Below are 13,094 nucleotides of genomic sequence, written 5' to 3'. Positions count from 1 at the left end.
GGCGAGTTCCGTTTGTGCAGGTCAGGGCGTTCGGATGCCGTCCGCCCACCGAACGCTCGGGCGTGTCGCCGTGGGTGCGTGGTCGGCACGCTCTGGACACTGGACCCACCGGCGGCGGATAATCGCTGCGCATGGGAGCGGACCCCGCCGGCGAGCTGCTGCGTGCTGCCACCGGGTACGCCGTGGCTCGGCTGCGCGACGTGGCCACGCCCTCGTCGCTCGCCGCCGCCCTCGGCCAGCCCCTGCCCACCGACGCCGCCGACCTCGCCGCCGTCGCGGCCCACCTGACCAGCGCCGCCTCCGAGGCGGACGCCGCGCTGGCCGCCGCCACACGAGACCCCCCGGACATCGCGAGTGCCGGCACCACGCTCTGGACCGCCCTCGCGCAGGTGCGCGCGGCCGCCGCCCTGCTCGGCGCCCCCGACCCGGCCCCGCACCTGCGCGCCCTCATCGCCCAGCACCTCCCGGCCGGTGCGGTGTCGACCCTCGGCCTCGCCGACCCCACCGTCGCGTGGACCGACCGCGCCCTGACCCTGACATGGCGCACGAGCACCCCGCCCGCCCTCGTGCCGGGCACCCGGCTGCGCCGCGCGGCGTTGACCGTGGCCGTCGACGGCGGCGGCGCCGGCGGCGGTCTCACCGCCACGCTCTCCCTGGCCGGCCTGGGCCTCGACCTCGTCGGCGCCGCGGGCGCGGCGCCCAACGCCGTGCTGTCGACCATCGTCGGCAAGGCGGCGCGCGTCACCGCGGACGTCGACCTCACGGCATCCCGCCACGGCCTGCGCACCCACGGGAGCGCCGGGCCGGTCAGCATCCCCGCCACGGCCGACACCGGCATCGCCGCGCTCGACGACCTACGCCTCAGCGTCCGCCCTCAGGGCGGCGCCGTCGCGATCGCGCTGACCGGCCGCCTCACAGGGTCCCTCGGCCCACTCGCCGCGGTCGTCGACGGGGTCGAGGCCGTGATCGTCGTCGACCCCGTGGCCCTGCTCGACGGGACACCGCTGCCCCCGCCGCGCGTCGGCGCGCCGGTGAGGGGCATCGGCCTGTCCCTGGACACGGGGCTGGTCACGGGCGGGGGCTACCTCGCCCCGAGCCCGCCCACCGGCGCCGGCGGCGCCGGCTACGGCGGTGCGCTGCAGCTTCGGCTCGGCCCGGTCGACGTCAAGGCGTTCGGCCTGCTGCGCGAACGCGGCGGTGAGACCTCGTTCGTCGCGGTCATGTCGGTCGAGCTCAACCCCGCCGTCGAGCTCGGGCTCGGCTTCACCCTCAACGGCGTCGGCGGCATCCTCGGGCACGGCGTCACCATCAACACCACACCCCTGGCCAAGGGCCTGAAGGACGGCATCATCGGGCGGCTGCTCTTCCCGCCCGACCCGGTCGCCGCCGCACCCCAGATCCTCGGCACGCTCGGCGAGGTGTTCCCGGCCCGCGACGACGGCTTCGTCATCGGGCCGATGCTCGCGCTCGGCTGGGGCCGCCCCACGCTCGTGCGCCTCGACGTCGCCGTCGCCCTCGCCCTGCCCGACCCGGTGGTCGTCGTCCTGGGCCGGGCACGGGCCGCCTTCCCCACCGCGGACGCCGCCGTCATCGACCTGCGGGCCAGCCTGCTCGCCCAGTTCGGCGGCGGGATGGTCCTCGTGCGGGCCGAGCTCGAGACCTCCCGCGTCGGCTTCGCGAGCGTCCAGGGCGGGTTCGGCATCCTCGCCCGCTTCGGTGGCGACCCCACGTTCGTCGTCTCCGCCGGCGGCTTCCACCCCCGCTACACCAAGGTCCCGGGCGAGCTGGCCGGGCTCTCGCGGATCTCCTCCGAGCTCGCCCCACCCATCGGCTTCCAGATGCGGATCAGCGGCTACGTCGCCCTGACCCCCAACACCCTCCAGCTCGGCGGCCGCATCGAGGTCGCGTACACGGTGCTCGTCGCGGCGGTGCGCGGCAGCCTCGAGATCAACGCCATCGTCCAGTTCAACCCCTTCGGGTTCGAGCTCGACCTGCTCGTCAAGGTCGGCGTCGAGGCCCTGGGCCACACCGTCGCCGGCGTCGACCTCGCCCTGAACCTGCGCGGCCCCTCACCGTGGTGGGTCAGGGGCACCGGCCGGCTGCGCCTGCCGTGGCCGCTGCCCGACCCGAGCATCTCGGTCGGGCCGATCATCTTCGGCGACCCGGCACCGCCCACCCCACGATCCACGGTCCGCCCGCTGCCCCGAATCGCCCGGGCGTTCGACGACGCCACGGCGTGGATGCCGCGTGCTCGCCCCGGGTTCACTCCCCCCGTCACGCTCGCCCCCCTCCCCCGGCTCGACGGCGCCGACGCCGGCCGCACCCCGATCGACCCGTGGGCGCTGCTCCAGGCCACCCAGCGGGTCGCGCCCCTCGGCATGCGCCTGGACCGGGTCGGCCCGGACACCGTGGACCCGCCCCGGTGCACGGTGCGCATCGCCGGTGACCCTCTCGTCGGCGGCGAGCAGGGTGCCACCTGGTCGCAGGTGCGCGAGGCGTTCGCGACCGCGGCCTTCCTCGACCTCACCGACGACCAGGCCCTCGACGCCCCCGACTTCGAGGACCGCACCGCCGGCCTGGTCATCGACCCCAGCGGCTCCCGCCCCGACAGCCCCGCCGGGGTCGAGGCCACGATGACCTACGAGGACGTCCACCCCTTCGAGACCTTCCGGCGCTCCCGGCGAACCGCGTGGTGGACCCAGGGACTGTCGGTCCAGGTCGCCCTGGACGCCACGGCATCCGGCGCCAGCGCCCTGCGCGCCGCCAACCGCTACGCCGAGGTGGCGCGCCCGCTCACCGTGCGACCGGCATCCGCCGTGCGCGTCGCCGACCTCGCCACCAACGCCACCGCGACCACCCCCGACCCCGCCGACACCGGGCTCGACGCCGGCTTCGCGCCGTGGTCGGATGCCGCGGCCACCGCGAGCGACCTCGGCCTGAGCACGCTGCACCTGACGAAGACGGGGGTGTGAGCGGTGGCCGGCTGGCAGACCCACCTGCGTGACGTGCTCGCCGGCACCCATCCGATCGCCCTGACGGAGGTGGGGCTCGGCTCCTACACCCTCCTGCCCCACCACCGCACCGGCACCGCCGCGGCCTACCGCACACCGTTCACGACCAGCGCCCGGGCCCGCGGGCGCATCGACGTCACCGTGCCCCTCACCGACGGATCGAACCTCGACGGCGGCACGGGCCGGCTGCTGCTGCGTGGGCCCGGCGACGTGCTCGGCATCGACCCCCGCCAGGTCGTGCGGCGGTACCCCTCCCCCGGCACCCGCGACGCCGAACCCAGCGACCTCGCCCACTGCGAGCTCGACCAACCCGACCTGCCGTGGCTGTTCACCCCCACCGGCCCGGATGCCGGGGGGCACCTTCCGCCGTGGCTGCGCCTCGTCGTCGTCCCCGACGACCCCGGGCTCGTGAGACCACCGGACAAGCCCGGCCTGCCCGCCTGGGCGGACGTCGCCCTGGCCGACCTGCCGCCCGAGGCCGACGCGTGGGCGTGGGCGCACGTGCAGGTGCTCGGCAGCCCGCGGGAGCCGGGAGCGAGCGGGCAGGACCCGCGCCTGTCGCCGGAGAACCCCGCCCTCAACGTCGCCCGGCTGCTCTGCCCGCGCGAGCTGGAGCCGAACCGGTCGTGGACGGCCCTGCTCGTGCCGACCTTCGAGGTCGGGCGCCGGGCCGGGCTGGGCATCACGGACCCCCTCGACGACCTGAGGTGGGCGTGGACGCTCGGCGGGCCCGAGTCGACCGTGCGCCTGCCCGTGTACGACCACTGGTCGTTCAGCACCGGCCTCGACGGCGACTTCGAGTCACTGGCGCGCCGCATCCAGCCGGTCCACGCTCCCGTGGGCACGGGGCGCCGCCTCGTCGACACCTCCGACCCGGGCCTGGGCCTCGACGTGACCACCACCGGCGGCCCGCGCGCGGTGCACGGCGCCCTCACCCACCCGGTGCCGGACGCTGCCGGTGACACCGCGGCCGCCGTGCCCCCACCGGGTGCCGCGGGCGTCTGGGACGACGAGGCGGTCGAGGCGCTGCGCGCGCGGGTGGAACAGCCCGACCACGTGCAGTTCGACGCCGTCGGGTTCGACCCCGCTGAGCGCGACCCCGAGCTCGCTCCCCCGCTGTACGGCGGCACCCACCTCGCCACCGGGACCCTGGCGGCCGCCGGCGCCGAACCGGTGTGGCTGCGCCAGCTCAACCTCGACCCGGCCCACCGCATCGCCGCCGGGCTCGGGGCCGCGGTGGCACGCATGGACCAGGAAGACCTGATGACCTCGGCGTGGGCCCAGCTGCCCTCGGTGCTCGACGCCAACGCGGCGCTGCGGGCAGCCCAGTTCGCCCGCTTCGTCGGCGACCGGCTGCACAGCCGCCACCTGGCACGGCTCGACCCCGGCGCCCTGCTCGCGGTCACCTCGCGAGCGCACTCGCGCCTGCTCGCCGAGCCCGGGTCGACGACCAGGGCCGTCGTGGGCCGCAGCGCCACACCCACCGCCGCCACCGCCAGCACGCTGCGCGCGCTCGCCCGCCCCGGTGGGCCGCTGCGCCGGTTCGCCGCCGACGGGTCGGGCCCGCTGCTCGCCGACGGCGACGTCGCCCACGACTGGGTCTGGCGCTACTCCCCACCCGACGGCGCCCGCGGCATCGGCGACGTGGGCCGGGCACTGCTGGCCGAGCTCGGCGTGGCCGACCCGGATGCCCTGGCAGCCGGGGTGGCCGAGCCCAGCCTGATCGACGCCATCACCGACGGTGGGGCGGGCGCCGCACCGGGGGTCGACCCGGCCACGGTGACCCGGCTGGCTCTCAGCGGCGTGCTCGAGGTGCTGCTCACCGCCCTGCCGACCGTGCGTGAGGTCGAGTCGCCCGAACCCGGCCGCGAGCTCGACCAGTCGGCCCTGGACCGGGCCGCCTCGTTGGTGTCGCAGGCCGGGGGGCTGATCCAGGCGCAGGACGAGTGGTGGCTCCCCCGCCCACTCACGACCCGCCACGAGCTGCCCGGCACCGACGTCCCCGAGGCCCCCGGACGGCTGGCCGTCGGCACCCCTGACCTCCAGGACCTCGTGACCTTCCTGTGGGAGCGGCTCGTGCACCAGGGCGCCGGCCAGGGGCAGCCGGCGGGCGAGGCGTTCGACGAGCCCACCGCCGGTGCTGCGCGGCGCCTCGTCGAGGTGTTCCAGGGCGAGACGGAGCGCCTCGTCGAGGCCCTCGCCCAGGCCTACGACGACGCGTTCATCGGCACCGACAGCCTCAGCGAGTCGGTGCGCGAGGTGCTCGTCGTCCCCTCCCTGCACCTGCTCCCGCTGCTCGAGCCCGCGGTGACGATCGGGCGCCGGGTGCACCAACGGATCCCCGGCCTCGACGCCCACTTCCCCGGGTGGCTCGACAACCAGCGCTACGACTCCGTCATGGCGGCCCCCCGGTTCACCCACCCCATGTACGAGGCACTGCACCGCCACGACCCCGAGTGGCTGCTGCCCGGCGTCGCGAGCATCGACCCCCACGAGATGATGACGACCCTGGCGACGAACCCCGTGTTCGTCGAGGCCTTCCTCGTCGGCCTCAACCACGAGTTCATGCGCGAGCTCGTCTGGCGGGGCTACCCCACTGACGGGCGCGGCACGAGCTTCCGGTCGTTCTGGTCACCCACCGACGAGCTCGACGACGAGATCCACCGCCTGCGCGGTGGTGACCTCGGCACCCACCTCGGCGACGCGGCATCCGGCCGGTTGGTCGTGCTCGTGCGCGGCGAGCTGGTGCGCCGCCACCCCCACCTGCTCGGCGTGGCCGTGCAGCAGGACGGCGGCGACGAGCCCGTCGGGTACCGCCGCCGGCCGGCCCGGACGCTGTTCCAGCTGAGGATCGGGCCCGACCTGCTGCTCACCGGGGTCGACCTCACCGCGCAGGACGCCCTGACCGCCGACCCGCTCGGACCCGACGGCACGCTGGAGCCCGTGCCGCGTGACGGCGCCTGGTGGTTCACGCTCTCCGAGCACGTCGGCGAACCACGGTTCGGACTCGACGTGACCCCGGGGCCGGGCGACCCCCCGCTGCCGCCTCCACCCCGGGCCCGCGACGACCTCGCCTGGGCCGACTGGCCCCTCGTCGGTGCCCACCTCAGCCCGGCCACGGCACCGCGCCCCGCGGGGGCCGCGGCGAACCCCACCTCGGCCGACCTCGCCTGGCTGCTCTTCCAGCTGCCGGCGCGGGCCGGCTACCGACTCGGCCGGATGCTGCGGCCCAGGCCGTGGTGGGAGGTCGGGCCATGACCGCCTGGGAGAGGCTGGACCACGAGGTGCCGCTGCTGCTCGTCCCCGTGCGCCTGGAGACCCAGACCGAGGCGATGCCCGCGGACGCCCCGCCGGACGCCCCCGTGCGGCTGCGCGTGCGCATCTACCCCGACGACGTCGGGATCGACCACGACACCGGCACCGCCCTGCTGCTGCCTGACGCCTTCGTCGTCGTGGCCCGGGTCAGTGGCGACGTGGTGGCGCAGGCGCAGGGCAAACCCGTCTCGCTCGACCACCTCGGCCTCGGACGCTCCGAGGGCACCGCACCGGAACACCTCGACGACCTCGCCGCGTCACTGCGGGCGCTGGCTCGGCACGACACCGCCGAGGGTGCGGCGGCGGCCGGCGCCGAGGGGGCTGCGGTGTCCGGCGCCGAGTGGCTGTGGTCGTACGAGGCGGCCCTCGAGGTGGGGATGGCGGTGACGCTCACCCTGCCGCCCGGCACCGAGCGCCTCGACAGCCTCGTCGTCATGGGGGCGCGCACCGGGCGCGACCCCGACGAGGAGTCGGCAGCGGTCACGGCGGCCCTGCTCGCCCACGGCGACGACTGCGGGTTCCTGCGCGCGGGTGACCCGACGAACAACACCGAGCAGGCTCGCTCCGCGTGGGCACGGCCGGATGCCGGTGCAGGCAAGAGCGTCGAGACCGACCCCGCCGCCCTGGCCGCCACGTCGGCGGCCGCCCTCCTCGCCGAGGCCGTCGGTGACCCCGACGCACCACTGGCGCACTGGGTCGGCGCCGGTGACGACGGGCAGGCGTGGGCCCACGCCATGGCCACGGCGCTGTGGCCGGTGACCGGTGGCACCTTCCTCACCCGCTCGGTGCGCCCGGGAGCCCTCGACCCCGGCCGGATCGACGCGCTGCGTGGCCACCACCGCGCCGCGGTTCGGGGCCGCGGACCGCTGCCGCTGCTGCGCATCGGGCGCCAGCCCTACGGCGTGCTGCCCGTGACCGTGCTCGCGCAGGCCACCGGGGTGTCACCCGCCGTCGACTCCCTGGCCCGCGTGCTCGAGCGCACCGCCGTGCTCTGGCGCCTCGGCGCCCGGTCGGTGCCGGCGGTGCCGCGCGACGGCATCCGCGCGCTCCCCGGCATCCTCGGCCAGACGCCCGTGTCGTGGGGCCTGCGGGTGCGGCGCCTGCTGCGCACGGGTGGGCCCCTCGCCGCAGCCGCCGCCGCCACGTCGTTCGAGCAGGCGCAGGCCCGAGGCGACCTCACGGCCGTGTTCGAGTCGCTCATGGGGGTGCGCCAGGGCACCCTCGCCGACCCCGACGTGCTCGGCGTCGACCGCACCCTCGGCTTGCCCCTCGTCGCCGACGACGACCCCGAGGTGCTCGCCGCGCTGGCCGAGGGTGGCGACCCCGGCGAGTCCAGCGTGCTCCAGGTGCTCCTCGGCCTCGCCCACGAGCGCGTGCGCACCGACCTCGACCGCCGCCTCGCCGGGCCCCCCGTCGACGGCGAGGTCGACCGGCACCGTCGGGCTCGCGAGCTGCGCGACGCCCTCGACGGGCGGCTGCTCGAGGCCATCGGCGCTGACGCGGCGAACGCCGCGCGCGAGGTGCTCGAGGCGGTGCTCGGCGACGACGACCGTGACGACCTCGCCGACCTGGCCGAGCACACCCTGCACCTCATCGACCGCGGGGTCGAGGAGCAGGGTGTCGTGACCCGGTGGGCCCGCCCGCTGGGCACCCTCGATGCCAGCTTCGCGCCACCGACGACCGAGGGTCTCGTCACCGACCTGGACGCCCTGCTGCGCGCCCTCGTGCTCTGGCGGCACGTTCGCGACGCCCTGCGCACCCTGGCCCGGGTGTCCGACCCCGCGGACCGGCGCGGTCTGCTCGCCGAGGCCCTCGACTGCACCTCGCACCGCCACGACGCCTGGGTGACCTCGATCGCGACGGCCCGCCTCGCGCAGCTGCGGGCGCAGCGTCGCACGGGGATCACGGTCGGCGCGTTCGGCCTCGTCGAGGACCTCGTGCTCGTGCGTCGTCACCGGCCGGCCGACCCCGAGACGCCGGACACCCAGCCCGCCGAGCGCGGAGGCGTCGTGCACGCGCCGAGCCTGCGCCACGCCTCGACCGCGGCCGTGCTGCGCAGCGCACGGCTGGCGCACGCCCCGGGCGACGAGGCCGACCGGGCCCTGGAGATGGACCTGTCGAGCACCCGGGCCCGCGAGGCCCGCGAGGTGCTGGCAGGCATGCGGTCCGGGCAGGAACTCGGCGCGCTGCTCGGCTACCGCTTCGAGCGCTGGCTGACCGACACCGACGCCTCGTTGGGGCGGTTCGTCGCCCCGCTGCGCGCCCTGGCGCCGTCGATCGCCGCCAAGGAGGTCGACCGGGTCGCCGAGGGCATCGTCGACGTCGGCGTCGAGGTGCTGGCGACCTCGCAGGTCGTCGACGGCGTGCGCCTGCTCGACCTCGACCGCGCGCTGGTCCGCGAGCGGCTTCGCCAGCGCCCACCGGCCCTCGCGCGCTACGACGCACCGTGGCCACCCATCGACGAGGAGTGGGGTCGGGTCTCGGCAACCCTGGACCGTCTCGGCGGCCTGCTCGACGCGGTCGGCGACCTGCTGCTCGCCGAGGGTGTGCACCAGGTGGTCGCGGGCAACCCCGCGGGGGCCGCCGCGGCGATGGACGCGCTGTCGGGTGACGGCCTGCCTGCGGACCCTGACGTCATCGCCAACCCCCACGACCGCTGCGGCCTGTCGCACCGCCTCGTCGTGCTGCTTCCCCACTCACCCGGGGCCGGCGCGACGGACGGGTGGTCGGCGACGCCGCGGGCTCGGGCCAACCCGCGGCTGGAGTCGTGGTGTCGCCTCGTGCTCGGCCCGGCCCACCGCATCGTCGTCACGGCCGACGGGTCGACCCTGCGCGCCCTCGGCGTGGGCGCCCTCGACGTCGTCGAGGCGGCCGGTGCGGGCAGCCTGGGCCTCACGACCTTCTGGGCTCGCGCCCGACTCACCCGACCCCGGCTGCCGGCCGAGCCCCTGACGCAGCAGCCGCCCACCCTCGCGGCCGGCAAGGTCACCCTCGGCGGGGCGTGGCTGCTCGCCGGGGCCCTTCGTCGGGTGCTCGTCTCGGCCCGCGCACTCGAGGCCGCCGACGTCGTGCACGACCCCCGCGACGAGGGGGTGGTGCGCGCGGCACCGGCCGTCCCGCGCCCCGGCGACCCGTGGCGTGACGACCTGCACGCGCTGCTCGCCACGCTGGCCGCCATCGTCGCCGAGGCACCCCCTGCCGCGGCGTCCCCGGGTGCGTCCCCGGGGGCGTCCCCGGGGACGATCCGGCGCCTGGCCGCGCGGCTGGCCGAGTTCGGTCTGGTCGACGGCGTCGTGCCCGAGGTCGTGCCCGACCCCGACGAGGGCGCCAGTCCTGGCGCACCGGCTGACGAGCTGCTCCTGCGCGCGCAGGTGGCCGCCGCCCTCACTCAGGCCGAGGCTCGCGTCGACGAGGTCGCCGACCTGCTCGGTGCCGCCGCCACCGTCGCCGACGTCGTCACCGCGGCGGGGCTGCTCACCGGCTCCGAGCTCCCCGTGCCGCTCCCCCTCGATCCGGCCCCGACCCCAGAGCCCCTCACCACCGCGTGGGAGGCCGACGACGCGAGCCAGCAACACGGCATCCGGCCGTGGTTGGCCCGGCACGCCAGGGTGCGTTCGGGGGTTCAGGGGTACACGGAGGTCGCGATGCTGCGGGCCGCGGCGCGGCGCCGGGCGCCGCTGCGTGCGGTGACGCTCGACCGGTCGGCCTGGCTCGGGGAACACCTCCCGGATGCCGTGGCACCGGCCAGTGCCCACACCTCCCTCGTCGTCGAGTCCGCACCCGGGGTGCATCCGCTCGGCGGCTACAGCGGGCTCGTCGTCGACGCGTGGCACGAGACGCTGCCGAGGCGGCGGGAGGTTCCCGACGACACGACGTCGGCGACCGGCGCCGAGGATGCCCCGCCCGAGGAGGTCGCGACCACCGGGTTGGCGGTGCACGCCAACGGGCCCGACGCGCGCGCCCCCCAGGTGCTGCTGCTCGCCGTCACCCCCGACCGGATGCCGTGGAGCCAGGAGCGCGTGCTCGCGATCGTCGACGAGACCCGGGCGCTGGCGCGCCAACGCCTGGTCACCCTCGAGCGGTTGCCGCTGGCCGGCTCGCTCCTGCCCGCGGCGACAGTGTCGCACTGGTCGCTGCACGGGGAGCGAGTGCTCGACCCCCGGCTGTTGTCCGAGCTCGCCGACGTCTCGACGACGCCGCGTTTCGTCAGGTTCGACGGGTAGAGGAGGAGACGTGGCAGACCTGTTCCGCGCCCGTGAGCTGATGCTCGGCTCGCTGCCGTTGACGCCGTTCTCGACCCGGCTGGAGCCGCAGTCGGTGTCGGGCGACCCCGCGGTCGGGCTGACGGCGCAGCTGTGGGACCCACTCTGGCTGCTCGGGCGGCAGTGGCAGCTCGGCGAGCTCGCGGGTGAGGACACCGGCACGCCGCTCACCGTGCGGGTGCGGGCCACGGCCGAGCCGATCGTCGCGTGGCGGGCCGGGCCGCGCGACGGTGGGGCCGCGTGGCGGGACCTGCCCGCCGGAACTCCGCTCGAGTGGCTCGTCGACGCCGAGGTCGGTGATGCGGCGCGGCCCGGGGCGCGTGAGCTGGCGCTGGCCGGGTGGGCCCTGCTCGAGACGCTCGAGGACCTCGGGGAGGTCCGTGCGGCGGCGGCGCTGCGGGAACGGTTCGCCGTGGTGGTCGGTGGTGAGGAGGCCGGCGGTGGTGAGGGCGCCGGCGGTGGTGAGGGCGCCGGCATCCGCACCGCCCACCTCGCCGACTCGTGGAGCCCGGTCGCCGACGCGCTGCTGGACACGGCCATCGACGCGCACGCGGTGCTCGCCACGTTCGAGGGCGGGGCGCGGCCATCGTGGTGGCGCACCGCGTTGCGCACGGGACCTGCACGTCGCGCGTCGGCCGAGCGGGCCCTGGCCCACTGGGTGTCGTGGGTGCGGGCGGAGGTGTTGCCAGATCGCGGCGACGAGGGGTGCTGGGTGGGGTCCCGGCTCGAGCACGAGTTCGCCGTCGCCACGCCCACCCGGGTGCTACGAGCGCCGGGCCACGGGGGTGGCGAGGTGTCGTGGTCGAGCTTCGACGTCGAGCCGGGGTCGGTCGACGGGGAGGGCGGTGTCGGCGATCCTCCCCCGTCGCAGGCGGTGTCGCGGGTGATCGACCGCACGATGCTCGCGACGGGCCTGTCGTTCCCGGGCATGCCGGCCGCCCGTTTCTGGGAGCTCGAGGACGCCCGGGTCGACCTCGGGTCGGTGTGGGCCGACCCGCACGAGCTCGCTCGCCTGCTGGTCGTCGAGTGCGCCCTCGTGCACGGCGGGGACTGGCTCGTCGTCCCGGTCGACGTGCCGGCAGGGGTGGTCGTGACGGTGGATGCCGTGGAGTACACCGACACCTTCGGCACGACGTGGACCGTCGACACCGACGGCGCTGACACGGCCCGGTGGCGGATGTATGCCGTGACGGGCGCTGGTGGAGATGCTGGCGCGGGCGCGGGTTCGGAGGCCTTGCCAGGGCTCGTCGTGCCCCCGGCATCCTCGGGGGTGCTGCAGGGCGCGCCGATCGAGGACGTCGGCTTCCTGCGCGACGAGTCGGCCAACCTCGTCTGGGCGATCGAGCACCTCGTGCCCGGCGCCGGCGGAGACCCCGTCGTGCCGCGGTCCGCCCCGCCAGCAAGGCGCGTGTCTGCTGCATCCGTCGAGGGCGAAGAGGTGCTCGCCTACGGCCTGATGACCGAGGTCCCGCAGACCTGGACGCCGTTCCTGCCCCGAGTCGGGCCGATCCCGGGCCGCGCCGACGGGGCGGTCACCCTGGTGCGTGGCCGAGTCGCGCGGTACTCGGGCGACTCCCGGGTGGACGTCGCCCCCGCGGGAACGGTGCTCAGCGGCGACGAGCACCGCTGGGTGGACTCCGCCGAGGTGCCCCGCGACGGCGTCCGGGTGCAGAGAGTGCCGGTCATCTCCCGCCGCGGTGACGGAACGTGGGCGTCGTGGACGGGACGGCGGGTACTGGTCGGTCGCGGGGAGGCGGAGTCCGGGCTGCGCACAGACATCACGGTGCGCCGCCCCCGCCCCTGAGCGCAGCTGACCTGGTCGGGTCAGACGGGGGTGGCCGTGCAGGCGCAGTCCGGCGGAGTGCCGGGTGCTCGGGTTGCACACCTCGAACCGGAAGTCGTACCCCTTGGGGAAGACCGAGCACGAGTTGCCGGGGCTCTTGCACGCACTGATGAACCGGAACGTCGCTCGGGCCCCGAGGTGGCCATGGCCGGCGCGGCCGTGACCATGGCGATGGTCGGCACGCTCCACGCCAGCCCCTTGGCAACGGTTCGCCGACTCACCGGCGAGGTGACGGCCTGCGGCTGCCCCGCCGCGGCATTCAACTGAAAACGCATGTCAGACATCGATTTTCCCCTCCCTGAGCACACCAGCGGTGTGCAAACCCCGGACGTGCCGCATGTCCCCTGCGGCACGGATTCCTCGCTAGGCACGCGCGCGGCGCCCATGTGGGCGATTCTGGAACGAATGTGAGCAATCTCAGGAACGGCTCCGTCAGGGGTCGGTGGTTCGCTGGACCCATGGACACCGCGACCTGGCAGACCAACCCGCTGACGCCCGACCGGTTCGACGACTTCGCCGACATCGTCAACCCCAACCGCCGACAGGTGGCGTGCTGGTGCCTGTCGCACCGGCTCCGCGCGGCGGACATCCGCGAGCTCGGCGGCGACGGAGACGACCAGCGGGAACGGGCGATGCGGGCGTTGTGCGAGCGTTCCGTGCCGC

4 protein-coding genes and 1 pseudogene are annotated in these 13,094 nt (G+C 76.0%); all 5 read left to right on the top strand.

The window, feature by feature from the left end; translation table 11 throughout:
* Positions 1 to 131 precede the first annotated feature (131 nt).
* Positions 132 to 2,972, top strand: coding sequence for a DUF6603 domain-containing protein (locus PKY62_RS09570; RefSeq protein WP_324536483.1), 2,841 nt, complete (start codon positions 132 to 134; stop codon positions 2,970 to 2,972).
* A gap of 3 nt (positions 2,973 to 2,975) precedes the next feature.
* Positions 2,976 to 6,269, top strand: a complete 3,294-nt coding sequence (locus tag PKY62_RS09565) for a hypothetical protein (protein WP_324536482.1) — start codon at positions 2,976 to 2,978, stop codon at positions 6,267 to 6,269.
* Positions 6,266 to 10,549, top strand: coding sequence for a hypothetical protein (locus PKY62_RS09560; protein ID WP_324536481.1), 4,284 nt, complete (start codon positions 6,266 to 6,268; stop codon positions 10,547 to 10,549). The genes PKY62_RS09565 and PKY62_RS09560 overlap by 4 nt, the downstream gene beginning before the upstream one ends.
* A 10-nt stretch (positions 10,550 to 10,559) precedes the next feature.
* Entirely contained in the window at positions 10,560 to 12,392 is a 1,833-nt protein-coding gene (locus PKY62_RS09555; protein WP_324536480.1) for a hypothetical protein, read from the top strand.
* 497 nt (positions 12,393 to 12,889) lie between these two features.
* A pseudogene (locus PKY62_RS09550) lies at positions 12,890 to 13,094 on the top strand (GNAT family N-acetyltransferase); the annotation flags it as partial.

Source organism: Actinotalea sp. (genome assembly GCF_035443605.1).
GTDB lineage: Bacteria > Actinomycetota > Actinomycetes > Actinomycetales > Cellulomonadaceae > Actinotalea.
This window is presented reverse-complemented; position numbering and strand designations above follow the sequence as displayed.